Origin of the sequence: Tannerella forsythia (assembly GCF_001006485.1) — a bacterium.
Classification (GTDB): Bacteria; Bacteroidota; Bacteroidia; order Bacteroidales; family Tannerellaceae; genus Tannerella; species Tannerella forsythia.
In genome coordinates, this window is sequence record NZ_JUET01000139.1 from 24,264 (window position 1) to 47,790 (window position 23,527).

The 23,527-nt window shown below is 50.0% G+C and carries 19 protein-coding genes; 7 read left to right on the forward strand and 12 right to left on the reverse strand.

The genetic code is table 11. From position 1 onward, the window contains the following. Nucleotides 1–50: 50 nt before the first annotated feature. Nucleotides 51–1,151: an LptF/LptG family permease gene (locus Tanf_RS13410; protein WP_046826201.1), complete on the reverse strand. Its 1,101-nt coding sequence runs from the start codon at nt 1,149–1,151 to the stop codon at nt 51–53. A 1-nt stretch (nt 1,152) separates the two neighbouring features. After that, nucleotides 1,153–2,283 (reverse strand): tRNA guanosine(34) transglycosylase Tgt, encoded by a 1,131-nt coding sequence (gene tgt / locus Tanf_RS13415; protein WP_046826202.1) that lies wholly within the window; start codon nt 2,281–2,283, stop codon nt 1,153–1,155. A 241-nt stretch (nt 2,284–2,524) separates the two neighbouring features. Between tgt and Tanf_RS13420 the strand changes: the two genes are divergently transcribed. The 6 genes from Tanf_RS13420 to Tanf_RS13445 all read left to right on the forward strand — a co-directional run bounded on the left by Tanf_RS13420 (nt 2,525) and on the right by Tanf_RS13445 (nt 12,973). Beyond that, nucleotides 2,525–3,364 (forward strand): class I SAM-dependent methyltransferase, encoded by an 840-nt coding sequence (locus Tanf_RS13420; protein WP_052449126.1) that lies wholly within the window; start codon nt 2,525–2,527, stop codon nt 3,362–3,364. Between the two features lie 270 nt (nt 3,365–3,634). Continuing rightward, the gene (locus Tanf_RS13425) at nt 3,635–5,695 is read left to right on the forward strand and encodes a glycoside hydrolase family 97 protein (RefSeq protein WP_236684446.1); all 2,061 of its coding nucleotides are present in this window, start codon (nt 3,635–3,637) and stop codon (nt 5,693–5,695) included. A gap of 19 nt (nt 5,696–5,714) precedes the next feature. After that, nucleotides 5,715–8,759 (forward strand): SusC/RagA family TonB-linked outer membrane protein, encoded by a 3,045-nt coding sequence (locus tag Tanf_RS13430; RefSeq protein WP_046826204.1) that lies wholly within the window; start codon nt 5,715–5,717, stop codon nt 8,757–8,759. A 24-nt stretch (nt 8,760–8,783) separates the two neighbouring features. After that, entirely contained in the window at nt 8,784–10,367 is a 1,584-nt protein-coding gene (locus Tanf_RS13435) for a RagB/SusD family nutrient uptake outer membrane protein (RefSeq protein ID WP_014225566.1), read from the forward strand. 50 nt (nt 10,368–10,417) lie between these two features. Continuing rightward, nucleotides 10,418–11,557, forward strand: coding sequence for a SusF/SusE family carbohydrate-binding protein (locus tag Tanf_RS13440; RefSeq protein WP_161794973.1), 1,140 nt, complete (start codon nt 10,418–10,420; stop codon nt 11,555–11,557). A 30-nt stretch (nt 11,558–11,587) separates the two neighbouring features. After that, entirely contained in the window at nt 11,588–12,973 is a 1,386-nt protein-coding gene (locus tag Tanf_RS13445; RefSeq protein WP_080948653.1) for an Outer membrane protein SusF domain-containing protein, read from the forward strand. Between the two features lie 287 nt (nt 12,974–13,260). Here Tanf_RS13445 and Tanf_RS16550 read toward each other — a convergent pair whose 3' ends face one another. The 9 genes from Tanf_RS16550 to coaA all read right to left on the reverse strand — a co-directional run bounded on the left by Tanf_RS16550 (nt 13,261) and on the right by coaA (nt 21,795). Next, nucleotides 13,261–13,818 carry a B3/B4 domain-containing protein gene (locus tag Tanf_RS16550; protein ID WP_080948654.1) on the reverse strand — a complete coding sequence of 186 codons (558 nt, stop codon included), beginning with the start codon at nt 13,816–13,818 and terminating at the stop codon, nt 13,261–13,263. Between the two features lie 19 nt (nt 13,819–13,837). After that, nucleotides 13,838–14,956: an ABC transporter permease gene (locus tag Tanf_RS13455; protein WP_046826205.1), complete on the reverse strand. Its 1,119-nt coding sequence runs from the start codon at nt 14,954–14,956 to the stop codon at nt 13,838–13,840. 7 nt (nt 14,957–14,963) lie between these two features. Further along, nucleotides 14,964–16,070, reverse strand: coding sequence for an ABC transporter permease (locus Tanf_RS13460; protein ID WP_014225561.1), 1,107 nt, complete (start codon nt 16,068–16,070; stop codon nt 14,964–14,966). A 7-nt stretch (nt 16,071–16,077) separates the two neighbouring features. Beyond that, complete coding sequence (locus Tanf_RS13465; protein WP_014225560.1) at nt 16,078–16,821, reverse strand: ABC transporter ATP-binding protein; 744 nt, start codon at nt 16,819–16,821, stop codon at nt 16,078–16,080. After that, nucleotides 16,818–17,738 carry an ABC transporter ATP-binding protein gene (locus Tanf_RS13470; protein WP_014225559.1) on the reverse strand — a complete coding sequence of 307 codons (921 nt, stop codon included), beginning with the start codon at nt 17,736–17,738 and terminating at the stop codon, nt 16,818–16,820. Before Tanf_RS13470 ends, Tanf_RS13465 begins: the two co-directional genes overlap by 4 nt. Further along, nucleotides 17,735–18,670, reverse strand: coding sequence for an HlyD family secretion protein (locus tag Tanf_RS13475; protein WP_046826206.1), 936 nt, complete (start codon nt 18,668–18,670; stop codon nt 17,735–17,737). Before Tanf_RS13475 ends, Tanf_RS13470 begins: the two co-directional genes overlap by 4 nt. An 18-nt stretch (nt 18,671–18,688) precedes the next feature. Then, nucleotides 18,689–19,966: a TolC family protein gene (locus Tanf_RS13480; RefSeq protein WP_046826207.1), complete on the reverse strand. Its 1,278-nt coding sequence runs from the start codon at nt 19,964–19,966 to the stop codon at nt 18,689–18,691. A 101-nt stretch (nt 19,967–20,067) separates the two neighbouring features. Then, nucleotides 20,068–20,667: a TetR/AcrR family transcriptional regulator gene (locus Tanf_RS13485; protein WP_161794974.1), complete on the reverse strand. Its 600-nt coding sequence runs from the start codon at nt 20,665–20,667 to the stop codon at nt 20,068–20,070. A 174-nt stretch (nt 20,668–20,841) separates the two neighbouring features. Beyond that, nucleotides 20,842–21,795, reverse strand: coding sequence for a type I pantothenate kinase (gene coaA / locus Tanf_RS13490; protein ID WP_014225555.1), 954 nt, complete (start codon nt 21,793–21,795; stop codon nt 20,842–20,844). Between the two features lie 182 nt (nt 21,796–21,977). On the opposite strand from coaA, the gene Tanf_RS13495 reads away from it, so the two are divergent. Then, complete coding sequence (locus Tanf_RS13495) at nt 21,978–22,937, forward strand: PstS family phosphate ABC transporter substrate-binding protein (RefSeq protein ID WP_052449129.1); 960 nt, start codon at nt 21,978–21,980, stop codon at nt 22,935–22,937. 125 nt (nt 22,938–23,062) lie between these two features. On the opposite strand, the gene Tanf_RS13500 is transcribed toward Tanf_RS13495, so the two are convergent. Beyond that, nucleotides 23,063–23,527, reverse strand: coding sequence for a hypothetical protein (locus Tanf_RS13500; protein ID WP_014225553.1), 465 nt, complete (start codon nt 23,525–23,527; stop codon nt 23,063–23,065).

The following is a 23,527-nucleotide window of genomic DNA, read 5'->3' on the forward strand; positions in this document are numbered from 1 at the left end:
ACGAATACGAATACAAAAGAACGATTTTTTTTGCAAACCGCAAAGCACGTTCATCGCGGCGCCTTCCGGTAAAGAAAAATCGTAATAAACAAATAGAGGATATTGGGTATCCAGACAGCCACCATCGGACTGACATACCCGCTGATGGCAAAGGTCGACGTAATTTTGGAGAACAGGATATACGAAAAACTCAAGGCGAACCCAATCCCGATATTCAGTCCCATTCCTCCCTTCATCTTGCGCGAAGAGAGTGAAGCGCCGATGAGAGTCAAAATAAAAAACGACATAATCGTTGCAATCCGCAGATGATATTCGATTTCAAAAAGCTGGATATTGGCGAGACGCCTTTCTTTTTGCCGTTTGATGTGCCGTGCCAGTTGGGGCATTGTCATCGTTTCACAGTCACTTTCGGAAACAAGAAAGTCGGAAGGCATAAAAGTCAAGGTCGTATCTTTCCGCGTACCGGTCGAGATTCTTTCGCGCATCCCGTCAAAGTCACGGATCACGTAATCGATGATCGTCCATGTGTACAGCGAATCGTATTTGATGGACTGGGCCGTCAACCTTGATACTAATTCCTTGTCTTTAAATTTATCTATCGAAAATCGATACCCCATGGAAGAGGAAGCGTCGTAGCGATCGAAATAAGCAAAGACATCCGGTTCAATCTCGAGCTGGATATTCCTTGCCGACGATACTTTCTTATCCCTGATGTGCGTGTTCTGAAAGTCGATACGGATAACGTTGGCCGGAGGAATGATATAGGCGTTCAGCACATAATTGGCCGATGCAATGATGGTTGCCGAGATCAGGTACGGGCGCATCAATCTGCGAAAGCTGATGCCGCTGGCGAGCATGGCGATGATTTCAGACCTGTCGGCCAGTTGTGAGGTAAAAAAGATTACCGTGATGAATGTGAACAGCGGACTGAAGATACTGATAAAATAAGGAATGAAATTCAGGTAATAATCGAAAATGATTCCGTGTGTCGTAGCCGTAGCGTTAGGCCCGATGAAATGATCGATTTTTTCGTTGAAATCAAAGACAACGGTAATAGCAATCACTAACAGAATAGTGAAGATATAAGTACCCAGAAATTTCCGGATGATATACCGATCAATCCTTGTCAGTCTGAAACCGTCTTTCCGCATTTCAGATTCGTTGCGATAATGGTCCGATCATGCTGTTCTTCCACGTCGTGAAATCGCCCGCGATGATATGCTGCCGCGCCTCTCGAACCAGCCACAGGTAAAACGCGAGGTTATGGACGGAGGCGATCTGGAGCGCCAGCAGCTCATCCGCTTTGAACAGATGATGCAGGTAAGCACGGCTGTAAAGCGTATCGACATACGAATGCGCATCCGGATCGATCGGCGAAAAATCGTCGGCCCATTTGCGGTTGCGCATGTTCATCGTACCGAATCGAGTGAAGAGTTGACCGTTACGCCCGTTGCGTGTCGGCATGATACAGTCGAACATATCCACGCCCCGTTCGATGGCTTCGAGCAGGTTCACCGGCGTACCGACTCCCATCAGGTAGCGCGGCTTGTCTTTCGGCAGAATGCCGTTGACCAGTTCGACCATCTCGTACATTTTCTCCGTCGGTTCACCTACCGCCAGTCCACCGATCGCGTTCCCATCGGCTCCGATCGCAGCTACGTTTTCGGCTGCCCGTGTGCGTAAATCGGGATAGACACACCCCTGTACAATGGGGAAAAGACATTGGCCGTATCCGTATTTCGGTTCCGTTTCGTTAAACCGTTTCACACAGCGTTTCAGCCACTGTTCAGTCAGATCGAGCGATTTCTCGGCATATCCGTAGTCGGCATCTCCCGGACAACATTCATCGAAAGCCATCATGATATCCGCTCCGATGGTACGTTCAATATCCATCACTCTTTCGGGCGAAAAAAAATGCTTGCTACCATCGATATGAGAGCGAAACTCAGCCCCTTCGGAAGTCAGCTTCCGGTTTTCGGCCAGCGAAAACACCTGAAAACCGCCGCTATCCGTAAGAATGGGGCGATTCCAACCGTTAAATTTATGCAATCCCCCCGCCTTCTCGAGGATATCAAGTCCCGGGCGGAGGTAGAGATGATACGTATTACCCAGAATAATCTGTGCACGGATGTCCTGCTCCAGTTCGGGAATATGGACGGCTTTGACCGTGCCTTGCGTTCCGACGGGCATAAAGATGGGGGTTTCGATGATCCCGTGATCGGTCGTCATTACTCCGGCACGCGCCTGCGACTGCGAGTCTGTTTGTACGAGCTCGAATTTCATGCGGCAAAGTTACATGATAATTTTAATCGAACAAAACAGCAACCGGACGACGCCAAAGATGACTTGCATGAAGATATCACTTAAACGTTATCACCCTTAAGAGCGAATGATGGCTGCATCAACACACCTTCCGGCCGCAGGCAGTTCATGAATTGCCTGCTTCCTCACTCTGTCTGTTTGCGAGATTAACCCGTAATCATTAGCTTTGCCGCCGCATATCCAAAATATAACGGTTAAAAATATGAGCACACATGCTATTCTGCGATGGTTTTATTATCGAATCCCACCGCGCGGTCGATTGGTTTTAAGACGATTGTATTATCTCCCGGGCGACTTGTTTGCCCAACGGGATGCTATGATACCTCCCAAAGGCATGATTTTTATCGGCAGCGGCGACTTTGTCGAACAGGGAAAACTCCAGCGGGAAACCGTTCTTCGGCACACCGGCATTCAACCTGATGCGGCCGTGCTCGATGTCGGCAGCGGTATCGGCCGGTTAGCTGTCGCCATGACAGGCTATCTGAACGCCGACGGCCGATTCGAAGGGTTTGATCTTGTGAAAAAAGGGGTGAACTGGTGCCGGAAGCATATTACCCCGAGGTATCCGAATTTTATCTTCAAGCATGTCGATTTAAAGAACGACTTATACAACCTGAGCACAGAGACAAGCGCTAAAGATTTCATTTTTCCGTATGAAAGCAGTCAGTTTGATGTCGTGACCCTCTTCTCTGTTTTCTCCCATATGATTCCGGAAGACATTAACAACTATTTATCGGAGATTTACCGTGTCCTGAAAAAGGGAGGCTACTGCGTGGCAACTTTTTTTATTCTGGACGAAGAAGCCAAACAGAATATAGAGGCCGGACGTACCGGCGAATTTTCTTTCAAATACCGGCATGACGGATATGCGTTCCTCGACGAAAAAGTAAAAGAGGCCAACGTAGCATACGATCTGGAATTTTTATCGTCGATGATTACCGACAGTCAATTACAGATGGTTTGTATGGAACCCGGTCGATGGAGTAATCCGCACCGTAAGACCGACCAGTTTCAAGACTTGATTATTTTACAAAAAACGTAAAAACACGTCCTTCGGAGAAAGCGGTCGCACTGTTTTCATCATTATTCCATTTATATTTTTTTACTCTATAAAAGTCGACAAATAACAAACGAACAATATTTTACGATTTATATAAGACCTGTTTTATTTATATTCGGTTTCATTCGGAAAATATAGCAGCTTTCAGGGATGTATCTTTGTCTCCGGTTATAATTTTTAATTGACATGAAAAGCATAAATCTGCGAAAAAAGCTGTTTTTTCTATTCTCTTTTCTTGTGTCCGCACCTTTTATGATGCGTGCGGAAGAGTTGAAATCGCCGGACGGAAACCTGTTGATGCGTTTCGAGGTGAACGGCGAAGGTACCCCTGTTTACGAATTGACGTACAAACGGAAGCCGGTGATCAAACCGAGCAGGCTCGGTCTCGAAATCGAAGGATTCTCGTTGCGTAAAGCGTTTACGCTGAAAGGTGTCGAAACCGCAACGTTCGACGAGACCTGGACGCCTGTCTGGGGCGAAGTGAAAGCGATACGCAATCATTATAACGAGATGACCGCGACGCTTCATCAGGCCGACGGCGACCGCACCATGGTCATACGTTTCCGCCTTTATGACGACGGACTGGGCTTTCGGTACGAATTTCCGCAACAGAAGAGCCTGAACTATTTTGTTATTAAGGAAGAATATTCGGAGTTTGCGATGGCGGGCGATCATAAAGCCTTCTGGATCCCGGGCGATTACGATACGCAGGAATACGACTACACGGAATCGCGCTTGACGGAGATACGCGGACTGATGCAAACGGCCATCACGCCGAACACGTCGCAAACGCCATTTTCACCTACGGGCGTGCAGACGGCGCTGATGATGAAGTCCGATGACGGGCTTTACATCAACTTGCATGAGGCTGCTCTTGTCGACTACCCGTGCATGTCGCTCAATCTCGACGATCAAACGTTGACGTTTCAGTCGTGGCTGACGCCGGATGCGCAAGGGAAAAAAGGATATATGCAAACCCCGTGTCACACGCCGTGGCGTACAGTGATCGTCAGCGACGACGCACGCCGTATCCTCGCCTCTCATCTGACGCTGAATCTGAACGAACCGTGCAAGCTCGACGATGTGTCGTGGATTCGTCCGGTGAAATACATCGGGGTATGGTGGGAAATGATTTCGGGGAAATCCACGTGGGCTTATACCAACGACTTGCCGTCGGTGCACCTCGGCATCACGGACTATACGAAAATGAAGCCGAACGGCACGCATGCGGCCAACAACGAAAAGGTGCGCCGCTACATCGACTTTGCCGCGAAGCACGGCTTCGATCAGGTACTGGTCGAAGGCTGGAACATCGGTTGGGAGGACTGGTTCGGGAACTCGAAGGATTACGTCTTCGACTTCGTTACGCCTTATCCCGACTTCGACCTCAAGGCGCTCAACGAATATGCGCACTCGAAGGGCGTGAAGCTGATGATGCACCACGAGACGTCATCCTCCGTGCGAAACTACGAACGCCAGATGGAGAAGGCCTATAAGTTAATGAACGACTATGGCTACAACGCCGTCAAAAGCGGTTATGTGGGCAATATCATCCCCCGCGGCGAATACCATTACGGGCAATGGATGGTGAACCATTATTTATATGCGGTCAAAAAAGCGGCCGAACACCGGATCATGGTCAACGCACACGAAGCGGTGCGCCCGACGGGGCTTTGCCGGACGTATCCGAACCTGATCGGTAACGAGGCGGCCCGCGGCGGGGAATACGAATCGTTCGGCGGCAACAAGGTCTTCCATACAACCATCCTCCCCTTCACGCGACTGATGGGCGGCCCGATGGACTATACGCCCGGCATCTTTGAAACACGGCTCGAGAAAGTGAACCCGGGCAACAATTCATACGTACATTCGACCCTCGCACGGCAGTTGGCGCTGTATGTGACGATGTACAGCCCGCTGCAGATGGCGGCCGACTTGCCGGAGAACTACGAACGCTTTATGGACGCGTTCCAGTTCATTAAAGACGTGGCCATCGATTGGGACGACTCGAAATACTTGGAAGCTGAGCCGGGGCGCTACATCACCGTGGCGCGCAAGGCCAAGGGCACAAACAACTGGTTCGTAGGCTGCACGGCCAACGAGGACGGACATCTGTCGAATGTCTCGCTCGACTTCCTCGACCCGGGGCGCAAGTACACGGCCACGATCTATGCCGACGCCCCGACGGCGCACTACGAAAAGAATCCGCAGGCGTACACCATCAAGCAGATGAAGGTGACCAACAAGTCGAAGCTAACGCTCCGCGCGGCATCGGGCGGAGGATATGCCATCAGTATCATGGAACAGAAATAAAATCTAAAACAGCAAGGATATGAATAAAAAAGAACGATTCTCTCGGAAGAGAAGTATCTGTCTGCTGCTCGTCGCATTGTTTTTTGCGGCCGGCGGCTATGCGCAGAAGATAACGGTCAAAGGTACTGTTGTCGATGAGATGAACGAACCGGTCATCGGTGCGAATGTAGTGGAGAAAGGCACGATTAACGGGATCATCACCGATCTGGACGGTCATTTTACACTGTCGGTCGATGAGAAGGCCGTGATCGTTGTTTCTTACATCGGTTACAAACCGCAGGAAGTCAACGCTACGAAAGACCCTATGCGGATTATTTTACGGGAAGATTCGGAGATGCTGGAAGAAGTCGTCGTAATCGGCTACGGTTCGGTCAAGAAAGACGATGCGACAGGTTCCGTGACAGCCATCAAGCCGGACAAGATGAATCGCGGACTGACGACGAATGCACAAGATTTGATGGCCGGGAAGATTGCCGGGGTGAATGTGGTGTCGAGCGGCGGTACGCCGGGCGGCGGCGCCACGATCCGCATCCGCGGCGGTTCGTCGCTGAATGCCAATAACGACCCGCTGATCGTTATCGACGGGCTGGCCATGGATAACGACGGTGTCAAAGGGCTCTCCAACCCGCTCTCCATGGTGAACCCGAACGACATCGAAACCTTTACGGTGCTGAAAGATGCTTCGGCTACAGCCATCTACGGTTCACGCGCCTCGAACGGCGTGATCATCATCACGACGAAGAAAGGCGCGCTCGAAGGCGGCAAGTCGAAAGTGCGCATCACCTACGACGGCAACGTCTCGATGAGTAACGCAAAAGACAAAATCGAAGTCATGAACGCCGACGAATACCGCGCACGCATCAAGCAGCAATACGGCGAAAGCAGCGACGCATACAAGGCGCTGGGCAACGCGAACACCGACTGGCAAAAAGAAATCTACCGGGTTGCCTTCTCGACCGACCATAACATCAGCATGTACGGTGGTCTGGGTACGACGCCTTTCCGTGTATCGATCGGTTATACGAACCAGAACGGTATCCTCAAAACGTCGAACTTCGAGCGGTACACGGCATCGCTCAACCTCTCGCCCTCGTTCTTCGACGGGATGTTGAAGCTGAACGGAAACCTGAAAGGGATGTATGCACAGTCCCGTTTTGCCGATGCCGGAGCGGTAGGCACGGCCACCCGCATGGACCCGACCCATCCGGTGATGGGCGAAGGCGAAATCTATTCGAAATATTTCGGAGGGTATTTCCAGTGGACGAATGACGGGAAGGCGCTCAACGACCCCACATGGACGGTGACGAACAACTCGCTGGCGCCGGCTAATCCCGTCTCGCTGCTCGAACTCAAAAACGACCGCTCGAAATCGAAATCACTCGTCGGGAATCTCGAGGTCGATTATAAGTTTCACTTCCTCCCCGATCTGCGTATCCACGCCAACGGAGGGATGGACCTCTCGACCGGAAAGCAGACGACGGATGTAAGCCCCTATTCGTTCACAAACAATTACTACGGCAGCTACGGCTTCGAGGAAATCGACAAGTACAACCTGTCGTTCAATACGTATCTGCAATATGTGAAATCGGCCGGAATTCATAACTTCGATGCTATGGCGGGTTACGAATGGCAACATTTCCATCGCGAGGGCAACAACCGCTATACGGGATATTATCCGAAAACGAATACGATCAACCCCGGCAAGGAATATTCTCCGTCACATAAGGAGTGGGCTTCGGAGAACTTCCTCGTTTCGTTCTTCGGACGTCTGAACTACACGCTGGCCGGCAAGTATCTGTTTACGGCAACGGTTCGCCGCGACGGTTCTTCGCGTTTCCATAAAGATCATCGCTGGGGCACTTTCCCTTCGTTCGCTTTCGGCTGGAAGATGAAGGAGGAAGGATTCCTGAAAGATATCGACGCGCTGTCCGACCTGAAGCTCCGTTTGGGATACGGGGTGACCGGACAGCAAAACATCGGCTCGGATTATTCGTATTTCGCCTCTTACACGGCCAACAAAGGATTTGCCTACTATCCCATCGGCTACGGCAAAGGCGAATCGTATCGCCCCGACGCCTACAACAAGAACCTGAAATGGGAGAAGACGACGACCAGCAACGCCGGACTCGACTTCGGCCTTATGAACGGCCGGATCTCGGGGGCTGTCGATTACTACTATCGCAGGACGGACGACCTGATCAACTACGTCTACGTCTCGGCCGGAACGAACTTCAAGAATCAGGTGAACGCCAATATCGGTTCATTGGAAAACCGGGGAGTCGAATTTTCGATCCATGCCAAACCCGTCGTGCGGAAAGATTTTACGTGGGACATCGGATTCAACCTGACGTATAATAAAAACAAAATCACAAAGCTCACAAGCGGCGACGGCGAAGGCTACTACGTTTCTACCGGAGGAATTTCGTATGGTACGGGAAACAAGGTGCAGGCTCATGCCGTCGGGCATCCGGCGTATGCGTTCTACGTCTACCAGCAGGTCTACGACGAGAAAGGCAAGCCGATCGAAAACACATTCGTCGACCGTAACGGCGACGGCATCATCAACGAGAGCGACAAGTATTTCTACAAAAAACCGACGGCCGATGTGCTGATGGGACTTTCGTCGAAGATGCTTTACAAGGCATGGGACTTCAGCTTTACACTCCGCACGAGCCTGAACAACTATGTTTATAACGACGTAGAGTCGAGCAGCAGTAACCTGAGCCAGCTGTATGCCCCGTCGGGATTCCTGATCAACCGACCGACGATGACGCTCGCAAACAACTGGCAGGGCGAAGGCAACTTCTACATGTCAGACTATTTCGTGCAAAACGCCTCGTTCCTCAAGTGCGACAACATCACGCTCGGCTACTCCTTCAACCTGAAAAAGCTGGGCTCCGGACGCGTTTTCGCCGCCGTGCAGAACGTCTTTACCATTACCGGATATAAAGGGCTCGATCCGGAACTGATTACCGGTTCGGGCACGGGATTGAACTACGGTATTGACCGCGACCTCTATCCCCGTCCGTTTACCTCGCTGATGGGAGTAACATTGAATTTTTAATCATCGAATAAAGGGCAAATCATTATGAAACGAAATACGATAAAATCATGGATTATTACGGCCGCATTGTCTTTTTCAATGTCGGGCATGGTATCGTGCGTAGGTGATCTGGATGTGACACCGATCGATCCGAGCGTCACGATGGAGTTTGACCGGAACAAGGTCTTTACGAAAATTTATGCAACGATGGGGCTGACCGGCATCGAAGGGCCTGCCGGAACGGGAACGGGTGACGTGGACGGCCTTGACGAAGGAACGTCCGACTTCTTCCGACTGATTTGGAACATGAACGAGCTCTCGACCGACGAAGCGCATTGCTGCTGGGGCGACGGCGGAATACCCGAACTCAATTACAACGCGTGGGGAGCGTCGCACGAGTATGTGACGGGACTTTACTACCGTCTGTATTTCAACGTGACGTTATGCAACTTCTTCCTCGAACAGACCGATGGAAAAAGCGACGGCGAAAGCGTGGTACAGCGTGCCGAAGCGCGTTTTATGCGTGCCCTGAACTACTGCTACCTGATCGACATGTTTGGAAAAGTACCGTTCGTAACGAAGGTATCGACCGAGAACCCCTCGCAGGTAGAGCGTGCCGAACTCTTCCGGTTCATCGAAAAAGAGCTGCTCGAAGCCTCCGAAGCGATGAAAGACCCGCAAACGAACGCCTACGGCCGCGCCGATAAAGCGGCGGCATGGCTTCTGCTGGCGCGTCTGTACCTGAACGCCGAGGTATATACCGGCACGGCGCAATGGGCTAAGGCGGCCGAATATGCGCGGAAAGTGATGAACACGTCGTACAGCCTGTCGCCGGTATATAAACACCTGTTTATGGCCGACAACAACGGCAGCGCGGTGAACAGGGCGAATACGGAGATTATCCTGCCGATTCTGCAGGACGGTGCCGCAACGCGCAACTACGGCGGCTCCCTCTTCCTGATCGCCTCGACGCATAAAACGAAAGACATGCCGGCTTACGGAACCACCGAAGGATGGGCAGGAAACCGCTGCCGGCCGCAGCTGGTGAAGAAATTCTTCCCGGCGGGCGACGCCCCGAATGCCGAGACCGATCAGATCATCAAGGCGGCGAAAGACGATCGCGCGCTCTTCTTCGGCAAAGACCGCACCCTGTCGGTCGACGATGCGTCGAAGTTCGAGAACGGCTTCTCCTTCGTCAAATTCTCGAACCTGCGTGCCGACGGCGCGTCGACCAACGACTCGAAACATACGGATACCGATGTGCCGCTGATGCGTCTGGCCGAAGCCTACCTGACGTTTGCCGAGGCTACGGTACGGCAGAACGGAGGCGCTGCGGCCGAGGCCACCGAGGCCATCAACACCCTGCGCAAACGCGCCAACGCCAAAACGGAAACATCGTACACCCTCGACCATATTCTGGACGAATGGTCGCGCGAGTTCGCCTTTGAAGGACGGCGACGCTCCGACCTGATCCGTTTCGGCAAGTTCGGAGGCAATACAAACTACGTATGGCAATGGAAAGGCGGCGTGAAAGACGGTACGAGCTTCGGCAAGCACCTTAACCTCTATCCGATTCCGGAAAACGACCTGAACGTGAACAACAATCTGGTACAACATCCGGGATATTAATCTTCCGGCAACGGAAAGCGAACATGTCAAAAAAAAAACAGATAAAGATCATGATGAAGAAAAACAGAAACAAGATAGCAGTCATGCTGCTGGCTGCCGGGCTGTCTTTCGTTTTCGCCTCATGCGAAGACGACCGCAACTCCAACCCGACGTTGCAGACCCCGACGAAATTCGTCCTGAACACACCGGCTTATGCCGGAAGCGCCGTGTACGATCTCGAAAACTCGTCGTCCGTAGAGCTTACCTGCTCGCAGCCCGACTATGGCTTTACGGCCGCCACGGTTTACTCCGTGCAGGTATCGCTCGATAACGACTTTACGACCGAAGGGAAGTTTACCACACTGGCCACAACGTACACAACGGCCAAGATGGCCATCGATGCGACCGAAATAGCCGTGGCGCAAACTACGCTGGCGCTCGAAAAGGGAATTGCGGAAGACCGCTTCCCGCTCACCTCGAAACTCTACGTCCGGCTCAGGGCGGCGTTAACGAACGGCAAAGGCGAAATCTTCTCCAATACGGTTACACTTCGTATGCGAACGAAGTTTGCACTCAGCCCCATTGTCCTGCCCAAAACGATGAACATTGTCGGCAGTACGATAGGCAACTGGAAATGGGAAGATTGCATGGAGATGGTACCCACCGTCGCCAATGATGGCACGTTCTGGCGTATCCTCTACTTCGAGAAAGACGCCAAGATGAAATTCAACATCGAGAAAGGCTGGGACGGCCGGGAATTTGGCGGTTCGGCCACCCTCGAAGACCATGCCGGTGCAGGCCTTTCCGACGCGGGAGGCAACCTCAGGGTGGCGAAGGCCGGGTGGTACCTCGTCGTCATCAGAACGGCTGTCGAAGGACGTAACCTGAAGTACACCGTCGCGTTCGAGAAACCGAATGTCTATGTAGTGGGTCATACGATGAACGGCAATTGGGACACTACGGATGAAAAACGGTTCACCGTGCCGGCCGATGCCAAAGGCGACTTCGTATCTCCGGCGTTCCTTTCGACCGGTGAAGTACGCATGTGTGTGAAGTTGGACGACGCAGACTGGTGGCACTCCGAATTTATCGTCTATGCCGACGGAAAAATCGCTTACCGCGGCTCGGGCGACGATCAGGAGCGTTACACTCAGCCCGCAGGCAAACGCGCCTACCTGAACTTTATGACCGGTAAGGGACGTTATGAATAAATGTAAAGTGAAACGATAAAATATACGGATATGAAAAAGTGGTCAATCTACAGGTATATAATACTGCTGTGCCCGGTTTTGATCCTCACAGCATGCATGGAAGACTTTAACGGCGACGTAGCCGCTCCCCAGCAATGGGAACAGGAAACGGCCAAGACGATCGGCTTTAAGGCCGAAAAGGTCGGAACGATCGACCTGAACACCGTTGCCTCGGAAAAAGTGAAAGTCTGCTCGATTACGAAACCGGCCCTCACCGCAGGACGGGTGAAAGGATACGTCTTGTATCTGAACGAAAAGGTTACGCTCGAGGTCGACAGTCTGGGACAGGTGAAGACGGGCGCGTTGCAAGACTCGATCGTTTCGATCTACGGTAAGCGTCCCGAACTGCGCACCCTCAGCGGACGGTTGTATGCCCTCGTCGCTCTGGGCGAACAGACGCTCCGCTCAGACAGTGTGGCGCTCACACTGGCCGTCAAGCCGAAAGCGCCCTTTATCGATAAGGCCTATTACCTGATCGGGAATATGAACGACTGGAAGGCCGACGATGTGTCGAAGCTCATCAAACTGAATCAAAGCGGCGACGTGTACGAGAATCCTGTCTTCTCGATGATACTCAAAGTGCCGGAAAACTGCTACTGGAAAGTCATCCCGCAAACACGCGTCGACGCCTTTACGAAAGGCGAGGCGGAAAACGTATGGGGCGAGGGCGTACTGGGTTGCGCCGTCGACGGCGACGAATCGGCCTCCGGCAAGCTCACGGTCAACGGCAACGCCATGAAGATCAAAAACGGCGGATGGACGAAAATCGAACTCAATATGCTCGATTACACGTATAAAGTCACCGTGCTGGGCAACGTCAGCCCGTTTCTCTACGTGCCTGGCAATCATCAGGGATGGTCGCCGGCAACGGCTCCATTCGTTCATTCAACCGATTTCATGAACTACGGCGGCTTCGTATCGCTCGACGGCGAGTTCAAGTTCACGTCCGAAAAAAGCTGGGACGGCGTCAACTACGGCGCCGGAGCGAAAGACGGCGCTCTCTCGACCGACGGCGGGGCCGGCAACCTGAAAGCCGAAAAGGGCTTCTATCTGCTGAAAGCCAACATCTCGTCGCTCACATGGTCGGCCGTGCTCATCCAAACCTTCGGACTGATAGGCAGCGCGACGGACGGCGGATGGGATACCTCTACGCCGATGACGTTCGATGCCGCCAAAAGCGAATATTCGATCACCGCTGCCCTGAAAGACGGCGAGCTGAAGTTCCGCGCCAACGATGTGTGGGACGTCAACCTCGGCGGCGATCCGGAGCATCTGACCTTCGGCGGCGCCAACATCGCCGTCAAGGCCGGCACGTATAAGATCACGCTCTCGCTCTCCGACGCGCAGAAATATACCTGCACGATAGCGAAACCGTAAGGATGTTATACGTATTATGCCCTTAAATTTCGCCTGTTTTTATACAATCGGGAGCCGTCTCATCTGGGGACGGCTCTTTTTAAATCGGGCCTGTCGAAAAGTATATAAATTCTGATTTTTCAATAAAATAATTAACACCATCCCTGCAAAAGTACAAGATTTCTATTCATTTTGCATCAAATTCTTTATCTTTGCATTTATGTTCAAATATCGCTCACAAAAACAGTTGTTAGTTTATGATTTTCACCTATGAATAAAAACGGACTATTGAAAGACTTGTAATCTATCTATGGCTTGTAATACCGATTTCTTATGACACATCTGCAATTTTTGATGATATTACTTCCCATAGTATTCATGGTACATGACTTTGAGGAGATTATAATGTTTCGCTCATGGTTGGAGAGGAACAAGGATATGTAACCGCTGTTATCTCTGGTGAGTAAGGCTGTTTCGACATTCCCTCCGAGAAAATCTGTGATACGCTGACGTAAAACATCTAACACTTCGCCAATGATTACTCCGTTAAATCCGTCGACAGACTCGATAACGAAGATAGCCTTGTGGATATCCTCTGTGAGCATCGTGCGAACAGACTCCCTCCAATTCCAACAACGACAAATGGCGCCTTCGTCGTCTTTGTAGACAATCTCGCCCCTATAAGGCGGCTCGTTCTCGTCGCTACCAAGCGTAATAAACGGTTCGTCTCCCTCGGCAAGTGTCAAACGCATTGCTCCCTTTATCATATCCACATCTTCGCCACCGCAAGGCACGCCGAACTCCAGGGAAACGGAGTTGTATATGTCTACGAATCGAATAAACGGGCAAATAAAATTGTATAACAACAGTTCAACAGCACTTTTATTAATTGTTTTTCTTATAGCTCCGGATAGCCCAGAAGTTGAAAACGGCTGCGAAGCCGCACAAAATAAGAAACGGATTCGTTAGTTCCGTGAACGAGCTGCCTTTGAGATAGATCGATCGCATCACTTCGACAAAATATTTCAACGGATTGAACGCCGCGATCATTTGTGCCCACGAAGGCATGGACGCGATGGGAGTAAACAGACCACTCATCAGAATAAGCACCATCATAAAGAAATACATTACGAACATAGCTTGTTGCATCGTCTCGGAATAGTTTGAGATCACAAGCCCTATTCCCGACACGACCGCAATATAGATCGTCGCAAAAATATAAATCGTTAACAGGTTGCCTGCCGGAAAAATTCCGTATACCCATACGGCCAATACCATACATAGCGACAAGACAAAGAAGCCGATCATCCAGTAAGGAATAAGTTTAGCTGCCACAAAAGCCATTCGTCCGACCGGAGAAACATTGAGTTGTTCGATAGTACCCGTTTCTTTTTCTCCGACAATGTTCAGGGCCGGAAGAAAGCCGGTGAGCATCGTCAGCAGCATGACCATCAGCGCCGGCACCATAAAGACCTTGTAGTCCAGACGGGGATTGAAGCGATATCGCGCCACGATATCGAATGTTTCGACGGGCAGGAGCGAGATGTACGTGTACATGCCGTAGCTTTCCCTTAATTCGGCCGAATAGTCATTCAGTATGTTTGTCAGATAGAAGGTCCCCAAACTTCCTTTTGTTCCGTTAACCGCATTGGCCGAAATCATCGCGTCACTGTGTCCTTCGCTGATAATCTTCTTTTCGAATCCTGAAGGAATTTCCAAGATCATGTCTGTCTCACCCGACTCAATGCCATCCATTGCAGCAGAATAAGTTGGTAAAACATCGGTCAGCCGAAAATAGCCGGAGGCCGTTGCTTTGGCAATTAACCTTTGCGAAACGGAGCTGCGATCGTTATCTACCACTGCCAACCTGATGTCTTTGATCTCCTGATTCGCAGCCCACGGCATAATCAGAATCACCGTCAGAGGCATTACAAGAATCAGTTTCGGGAGGAAAGGATTCCGGAAAAACTGCTTACATTCTTTTTCGATTAAATATTTCAACATGATATTCTCAGTTCAGACGGGTTTTAAATTGTTTCAAGCTTAAGGCGACAAAGACCGAAGCCATAGCCGTAAGAATGGCAATCTCTTTCAGCACAAAGCGCAGTCCGACACCTTGTATCATGATTTTCTTTACGGCCTGAATGTACCAGCGGGCAGGCACGGCGGCCGAGAGCCATTGTAACGCATCAGGCATACTGGACACGGGAAAGATCATACCCGAAAGCAACATGACGGGCATCATCATGCCCATGCCCGAGGCCAGCATGGCAGCTGTTTGATTGTCGACAAGGCCTGAAATAAACAGCCCTACCGACAGAGCAAGAAAAATGAACAGTAGCGAAACAGCGGTCAGCAAGATCAAGTTTCCGGCTATCGATACGTGCAGTACGGAAACGGACAGGATCAGAATGGTGGCGAGATTCAATACCGACAGTACGAAATAAGGCACGATTTTGGCTAAAATAATATACGCCGGCTTCATGGGTGAGGCGAGTAACAGTTCCATCGTACCTGTTTCTTTTTCCCGAACGATGGCAATGGACGTCATCATCCCGCAGATAAGTGTCAAAATCATCCCCATAATTCCCGGCACAAAATAAAAGACGCTTTTGCCTTGTGGGTTATAGAGCATCTTCACCTGTGCTGTGATTCGGCAGGAAGGCAGGTGTTCTCCGGCCAGTTCCTGTCGGTACATGTAAAGTATCTGTTGTGCATAGCCGCTCATCATCGAGGCCTGATTAGGCTCGGCACCGTCTATGATCAGTTGCACGGAGGCTTCGCCCGTATGACGCAGGTTTTCGGCAAACCGTTCGCCGAAGATGAGCGCCAGATCAGCCTTTCCGCGTGTAAACACATCATTTATTTCGTGCGGAGAAGTCAGTTCTTCCGTAAGGATAAAACGCTCGCTTGCCTGAAAATGGCTTTTGATTTGTTGTGTCATCTCGTCGTGCGACGGATCGAATACGGCAAGACGCGCGTTTTTTACTTCCGTTGTAATGGCAAAGCCGAACAGCAGAATCTGCATGACGGGAATCCCGAGCAGAATAAGTACCGTCCTTCTGTCTCGGATGATATGATACCATTCTTTTTTTACAAATGATAGAAACTGTCTCATCGCTTTATCAATCTCCTTTCCGTGTTGCTTCGCGCGCCAGTCGACGAAAGACTTCGTCCATCGTCAAGACGCCAAATTGCTTTTTCAGATTTCTCGGGCTGTCCAGCACGCTGATTTTTCCGTCTACCATGATCGATACCCGATCGCAGTATTCGGCCTCATCCATATAGTGCGTCGTCACGAAGACCGTAATATCTCTTGCGGAGGCCTGATAAATCAGTTCCCAGAAACGGCGACGGGTGATGGGATCGACCCCTCCCGTCGGTTCATCGAGAAAAACGACCTTCGGCTCATGAAAGACCGCCACGGAAAAAGAGAGTTTTTGCTTCCACCCTAAGGGTAAGGCTTTGACAAGTGTGTTGCGTTCGCTCTCAAAGCCTAATTCGTGCAAGATGCTCTCCGTTTTCGCTGTAATTTCACGGTCTTTCATTCCGTAGATACCGCCAAAGAGTCGCAGGTTTTCCCAGACTTTCAGATCTTCGTATAACGAAAATCGCTGACTCATATAGCCGATGTGTCGTTTCACCTCTTCTGCTTGCTTACAGATGTCGAACCCTGCGACGAACCCTCGTCCCGACGTCGGACGACTCAACCCGCACAGCATCCGCATAGCCGTTGTTTTTCCCGCGCCGTTCGCACCCAGAAAACCAAAAATCTCTCCTTCACCCACGGTAAACGAGATACGATCGACGGCTGTAAACGCTCCGAATTGTTTCGTTAACGTTTCGGCTATAATCACATCTTTTTTCATGATTCCTCCTTCTCGCCGAGTATATCCATAAAACAATCTTCAACCGAAGGACAGATCGGAGTCATTTCAATACCCGTATGTCCTTTCTTATTCAGATAATGGAGCAGTTCGTCCGGTGTAGAATCTGTCCACAACGTAACATGGCAATTTTCCCCGAACGAAAAGGCCGACCGCACATGAGCATGCGATCGCAGATCGTTCAGCAAATGATACATGTCTTTCGATGAACGAAGAGCGAACAATGTATGCGGGTATCCGGCCACAATGCCTTCGGGAGTATCTACTCGCAGGAAGTGTCCTCCCTGAATCAGGGCGATCCGGTCGCACCGCTTCGCTTCATCCATGTAAGGCGTGGAGACGAGGATCGTGACGCCTTGCGCTTTAAGTCTGAAGAGCATTTCCCAGAACTCTTTGCGCGAAACAGGATCTACCCCTGTCGTGGGTTCATCGAGCAGTAATATATCCGGCTTGTGTATTAACGCGCAACTCAGCGCCAGCTTCTGTTTCATGCCCCCCGACAGTTTGCCGGCCGGCCGTTTCTTAAAAGGCTCGATCTGCCGGTAGATGTCTGCGATCAGGGGATAGTTTGCCTGTACCGTCGTATGGAAGACAGTAGCAAAAAAGTTCAGGTTTTCTTCGACCGTAAGATCTTGATAGAGCGAGAATCGTCCGGGCATATAGCCGATGATGCGTCGTACGGCGCAGTATTCCTTCACGGCATCATATCCTCTGACGATGACATTTCCGTTATCAGGGAGCAGGAGCGTCGCCAATATACGAAAAAGAGTCGTCTTTCCGGACCCGTCGGGACCAATGATACCGTAGATTTCACCTTGCTCTACCTCGAAGCTCACATCGTGCAATGCTGTCACGCGACCGTATTTTTTACTGAGATGATGTACTGAAACAGCTTTCATGATCCGGCTTTTATTTGGGAGATTTCGGTTGCAGCGGGGGCGACGCGGATTTCGCCGTACATTCCCCGTTTAATATATCCGTCATTCCGAACTGCGACTTTTACGGCATACACTAAATTGGCACGTTCATCCCTTGTAGAGATCGTTTTAGGTGTAAATTCGGCCTTATCCGAGATCCATACAACTGTTCCGGCATATTCTTTCCGTTCCGAAGTACCCCAGTCGGCATATACGCTTACTTTTTGTCCGATGCGAAGCCGAGTGAGCTGGTCGGCCGTGAAGTAAGCCCGCAAAATCATGTTTTCGAGGTCACCGACTTTCAGAAGTGGTCGTCCCTGTACGGCAAGTTCTCCCGGTTCGGCATAGCGGCACAGCACAATGCCATTTATCGGGCTGGACACAATGCTTTTTCCGATCCGGTCGTCGATCTGTGCGATCTGTGCTTGCAATCCTATACGCTCGCCCGCGATACTTCGGTTTCCGTTAGCCAGCACGTCTTCCTGAGCTGTCAATTGTTTTTCGAGCACGGCGATTTGCGCGCCGATATCGTCGAGTATTTTCGGAGCGGCAGCCTGTGCTTCGACTAAGTTCGCGTATCGTTTGTACTCTTTCTGTTGTGTGGTAATCTGCTGTTTGAGTGAGGCAATCTGACGGGGGATATTGTGCCGTCGACTCTCAATGGCCATCAGGCCGGCCGAGAGTTGTATTTTTTGCAGGTATAGCCGGGTTGTATCGATCAGCCCAAGTGACTCATGCGCTTTCACGCTTTCTCCTTCCCGAACCGTTATTCGTAGCAGTTCTCCCGTTTCTCCGGCCGAGATCATAACCTCAGTCGCTTCGAATATGCCTGAGGCATCGCAGTCTCCGTCTTTATTTCCGCAGGCTGCGACAATCATGGCCATTGCGATGATTAAGAATTTATTTGCTTGCATAAATCTATGATTAAATGATTATTCGTTCGTGTGTCCGGCGGTAAATTTAAGATCGTAAAGAGCTTGCATATATGCGATCTCATGACGGATTTTATCCTGTATGGCCATCTGTTCGGCATGGAGATCTCTCATCAATTCGGTGACCGATAAGACGCCGTTGGTCATTTTAGCTTCCGAAGCCTTCCGGATTGCCGTTTTCAGGCGAATGATCTCGTCGTCGTATTTCAATTGTTCGGCGCACTGTTTAATCTCTTTATTTTTCCGGATCATGTCCAACCGGGTATTGAACAGAAACAATTCACGTTGTATCTCCGTTTGTCCGATATGGTTGCGGATCAGCTTCCGACGGTTCTTCAGCGTGTAAAAACGGCCGATGTTCCATTCGAATTTCATGCCGACAATGTAATAGGGAGCGAATCTATTCTCCAGCATATTCAGTCCGGGCTTTCCGTATCCTCCTGTCGCAAAAAGCGCAAATTTGGGAAATAGTCCGGCCGTAACAAGAGCATTCTCCGTCTCGTAATTTTTGATTTGTGCGTCATACAGGGATAATTCGGGACGACTAACGGATGTTGCAACGGTGGGTAGAAGTACCGGCCTGACAAAATCTGTCGTTTCATCGGCTTCCATTCCGGTCAAATTCGCCAAGATAGCGATACAAGCGGCACGAACGCCGGCAAGCTCCGTAGCGTGTTGCTCCGCTTTCAACTGTTCCACGCGCACGACACGGAGGTCTGTTTCTTCGGATATGCCATACTGCACACAAGCCTGCACGCGTTGATAGTTTCGTGCCAGTTCTTCCTGTAATAACTTGTTTTGATGCAGGCCGGCATCTGCCAGCAAGACCCCGAAAAAGGCAGTGTTGACCTGCTGATACAACGCATAAAGTCCAACCGCTACACGTCTCCTATCCACCTGAGCCGCCGTACGTACACTTTCTTTTCCCGACTTTATTTCGCCCCCATCCCAAAGAACCTGCAGCGCATCGAGCGAAAGCGCATATTGATCTTTGCTGAGCGCCGGTATGTCCAATCCCGGTATTCCCCATTGAGACGCATCGAACGGAAGACGGGTGACCTCCGAACGGTACGAAGCGTTACCCGAAAGCTTCACCTGCGGCAAATAGCCTTTTCCGGCATTGGCCAGCCGGGATGCTTCGGCCTCTTCAATCTGTACGTACTGCCTGACCAGCGGATAGTGCTCCTGCGCCCGCCGCTGACATTCTTCGATCGTGACCTGAGCGAAACCACAAAGGCCGTTCGTCAATATCAGGGTGATCATGATTATCTTTTTCATAACTGCTATATTAATTCATCTATTTAATTTCTTGGTTAATTCACATATAAAATAAAAGGATCGACCATGAGAACCGGAGTTCGGATCAATCCTTCAACAAATTAATTTTTCAGACGAGCCAAGATGGTACGCGACACTTCTTCTTTCCGTTGGTCAAGCAACGCATGAAATTCCTCTTCCGACAATTCCCATACATTCCGAAAGATGGGAGCAATGAGAAACGGTGCTATATTCAACGATAAGACCGTAAACAGCAAGTCTATCGTTGAGATCGGGCGGATAGTCCCTTTCTCGATTTCTTTCTTCAGTTCCGCTTCCATCGGAATAATTACCGTTTGTAATGCTTTCTTAAACTTCTGGATCAGAAATGTCATGTTTTCTGATGAGTTGTTCAGCCCTTCGTTAAGCGAGAACGCCGGAAGCTGCGGGTTCTGTTTCAAGAACTCGAAATGCACGCTGATCAAGTTCAGGATCTTTTCTTCAAATGGAGCATCAGACGAAGTAGTGATTAGCAGATTCGAAAGCATCTGTTCGATCTTCTCCTCGTAGATTTTTTCGAAAAGAAGCTCTTTCGTCCGGTAATAGTAATGTACCAGCGCTTGATTGCATCCCGCCTCTTCGGCTATCTGCGCCATCTTGGTACGGATAAACCCCTGTTCCAAAAACAGTTTTTCGGCTGCTTTCAGAATCTTGTACTCCATGTTTTCTTCTTTTTTCGCCCTCATATTAACTTCATGATTTAATCGCAAAATTAAATCATGTAATGAATCTAACAAAAGAAATCAGTGCTTTTTTTATTTTTTTAACAGAGATCGGCATTGCTCAATTTTCTCGGTAAGGTCTTTCAGACGATTGAACGCTTTACGGCATCAGATTTAGATTTTCCTGATCCGTATGTTTCGGACAAAATGATGCTCGCCTTTTTCAAGAATCAGATCGGCACGGAAGCGGGTAGGAAGGATGTGTTGCTCAAGATTGGGGCGGTTAATCTCTTCCCAGACCCGGACCGCAAGTTGCCTCAGAGTCTCTTCATCGTACGAGGCATACTGATGGAAATATGAGTCGGGGTTAGCGAAAGCAGAGGTCTGCAACTTCTTGAATCGCTCAATATACCATTGTCTGATATCCTTTTCACTGGCATCGACATAGATGGAATAGTCGAAAAAATCGGATACGAAGACGCGCCGGCACGGTTGGGTGTTCAAGGTTACCTGCAACGCGTTAATCCCTTCGATTATCAGGATGTCGGGCTTCCGGATACGACATACTTCTCCGGGGATAATATCGTAATAAAGATGAGAATAGACCGGTGCTTCGAGTATTTCGCGTCCCGACTTTGCACCGGCCAGAAACGCCAATAGCCTCTTGGCGTCGTAGCTCTCGGGAAATCCTTTTTTATGTAACAGTCCCCGTTTTTCGAGTTCGGCGTTGGAATAGAGAAATCCGTCGGTGGTGACAAGCTCCACCTCCGGCTTTTCAGGAAGCATGGATAGCAGCTTTTGTAGAACCTTGGCCGTCGTGCTTTTTCCTACCGCCACGCTTCCGGCAATCCCAATGATGTAAGGAACCTGACGGCCGGGATTCTTGAAAAAGTCCTCACGTTCTTTGTGCAGGTGACGATAATGCGTAATATGAATCTGCAACAGACGGATCAGCGGCATATAAATATCCTCTACCTCGGCGATCGTAAGCGGCTCGTTCAAGGCTTGCAACTGCGTTAAATCCATATCGGCAACCGGAAACTGGGGATGTTCTTCCAGCTGTTTCCATTCTTCGCGCGTAAAACTGCGGAAAGGTGAAAAGGTCGCGTCGTAAGTCTTCCGATTCATACACGTTATTATTGTTTAAGTCGCAAAGATAAGGTTCTTTTCTTTCGGGATACCGGTTTTTATGAAAAATATGCCGCAAAGAAGAGATTAATTTGTTATTCTGATAAATAACATCTAATATTGCACCACGTAGAGAACAGATACAAAGAAGGATATTCATTCATCAATAAAAATACGACCCAATGAAAAACTGGATTTTGATGGCATTATGCCTTGCTGTTTTCAGCAGTTGCGACAAGACGGAACCCAACGACAATCCGTCGCTGACGCTTGAGGGACTGACCCTCGATAACTTTCCGAAAATGAGTTGCTCCACCTCGACCAGACCTCTACAGACGCTGCTGGCTTGTAAACTGTTGAATATCGAGTACAAATGGTTCCAGTATATCGGATTGAATGACACATGGGATATCATTCCCATTTACAGCAAGCTAACCGATGCAGAACAACGCTTTTTCGAAGAGAAGCTGCAATGCCCGACAACGCACGGCGCCTTCACCCGTCTGATCGATGGAGAGACGGAACTGATCATCGCCTCACGCAGTATTTCGAGAGACGAAAAGACGTATGCCGAGCAAAAAGGTATCCGGTTGATCGAGAAGCCCATTGCACTCGATGCACTCGTATTTATTGTCAACCCAGAGAATCCCGTTCGTGCTCTAACGACCGAACAGATACAAAACATCTACACGGGAAAAATCACGCGCTGGTCTGATGTAGGAGGAAAGGAGGCGGATATTCACCCTTATATGCGCAATCCTAATTCGGGTAGTCAGGAGAAAATGGAGACCCTCGTAATGAAAGGTCTGACGATGAAGAAATGGCCGGAGATGATGGGTGGTTCCATGCTGTCCCCATTCTATTCGATTCTGTCCGATGCCGACGGTATCGGGTACACGGTCTATTATTATTACGATCGTATTGTCCGGCAGCCGGCACAATATCCGACCGTAGCAATTAACGGTGCACTTCCTTCGCACGAAAGCATACGAACGCAGAAATACCCCTATACTACCTATGTTTATGCTGCGATCCGTGCCGATACAGATAAAGCATCGATGGCTTATCAAATGTTTGACTTACTTTCGAGCGAGGCCGCACGAAAGGTGATTGACGAAAGCGGATACGTAGCTGTTCTTTAAGAAGCTTACCGTACCTAAAGAAAATGGTTCAAGATGTTTCTTGGTTATTTCCCGAAATAAAATGATTAAGACGGAAGCCGCCAATGCAGCCTCCGCCTTTGTCAAAAATTAATCTTCCGATATTTTTACATCACTTCCGACGGGATATCGATTTCTTTTACCTCCTCTTTATCGGATGAGATATCGACGATGCGATCGACCACATAACGCGAGTAACCGCGCCAGGGCACTGCACCAAGATACTCGATATAATGCAGTTCCACCGTCTGACCTCCCGCGCTCATCAGTTCTTCCGCCACGGCTTCATCCGAAACGGAGAACATGAACTCGTTCGACTGGATACCTCCGTCTGCACTGGGGCGAATACCCGACTGAATCAGTCGGCCTTCGTAAGTCTTAAATAGAATCCCCTTGTAAACGACGTAATTCAACCGGCCGGTTTTGATGCCTTTGGCAAATGGGAAGTAGTAATAAAACGAACCACCTGCCAGCAAAACTGCCACAATTATCAACATCGTGATATTACGTATTTTACGCCATTTGCGCCGGCGTTGCTCCACCCTTTCTACTTTATCGACCAACGATTCCAT

Coding starts and splice junctions, on each gene's coding strand:
- Tanf_RS13420 (WP_052449126.1), top strand. CDS start 2,525: ATGAGCACACATGCTATTCTGCGATGGTTTTATTATCGAATCCCACCG.
- Tanf_RS13445 (WP_080948653.1), top strand. CDS start 11,588: ATGAAAAAGTGGTCAATCTACAGGTATATAATACTGCTGTGCCCGGTT.
- Tanf_RS13410 (WP_046826201.1), bottom strand. CDS start 1,151: ATGCGGAAAGACGGTTTCAGACTGACAAGGATTGATCGGTATATCATC.
- Tanf_RS13435 (WP_014225566.1), top strand. CDS start 8,784: ATGAAACGAAATACGATAAAATCATGGATTATTACGGCCGCATTGTCT.
- Tanf_RS13480 (WP_046826207.1), bottom strand. CDS start 19,966: ATGAAAAAGATAATCATGATCACCCTGATATTGACGAACGGCCTTTGT.
- Tanf_RS13470 (WP_014225559.1), bottom strand. CDS start 17,738: ATGAAAGCTGTTTCAGTACATCATCTCAGTAAAAAATACGGTCGCGTG.
- Tanf_RS13425 (WP_236684446.1), top strand. CDS start 3,635: ATGATGCGTGCGGAAGAGTTGAAATCGCCGGACGGAAACCTGTTGATG.
- Tanf_RS13430 (WP_046826204.1), top strand. CDS start 5,715: ATGAATAAAAAAGAACGATTCTCTCGGAAGAGAAGTATCTGTCTGCTG.
- Tanf_RS13500 (WP_014225553.1), bottom strand. CDS start 23,527: ATGGAATCGTTGGTCGATAAAGTAGAAAGGGTGGAGCAACGCCGGCGC.
- Tanf_RS13440 (WP_161794973.1), top strand. CDS start 10,418: ATGATGAAGAAAAACAGAAACAAGATAGCAGTCATGCTGCTGGCTGCC.
- Tanf_RS13455 (WP_046826205.1), bottom strand. CDS start 14,956: ATGTTGAAATATTTAATCGAAAAAGAATGTAAGCAGTTTTTCCGGAAT.
- coaA (WP_014225555.1), bottom strand. CDS start 21,795: ATGAATCGGAAGACTTACGACGCGACCTTTTCACCTTTCCGCAGTTTT.
- Tanf_RS13475 (WP_046826206.1), bottom strand. CDS start 18,670: ATGCAAGCAAATAAATTCTTAATCATCGCAATGGCCATGATTGTCGCA.
- Tanf_RS13465 (WP_014225560.1), bottom strand. CDS start 16,821: ATGAAAAAAGATGTGATTATAGCCGAAACGTTAACGAAACAATTCGGA.
- Tanf_RS13460 (WP_014225561.1), bottom strand. CDS start 16,070: ATGAGACAGTTTCTATCATTTGTAAAAAAAGAATGGTATCATATCATC.
- Tanf_RS13485 (WP_161794974.1), bottom strand. CDS start 20,667: ATGGAGTACAAGATTCTGAAAGCAGCCGAAAAACTGTTTTTGGAACAG.
- Tanf_RS13495 (WP_052449129.1), top strand. CDS start 21,978: ATGAAAAACTGGATTTTGATGGCATTATGCCTTGCTGTTTTCAGCAGT.
- tgt (WP_046826202.1), bottom strand. CDS start 2,283: ATGAAATTCGAGCTCGTACAAACAGACTCGCAGTCGCAGGCGCGTGCC.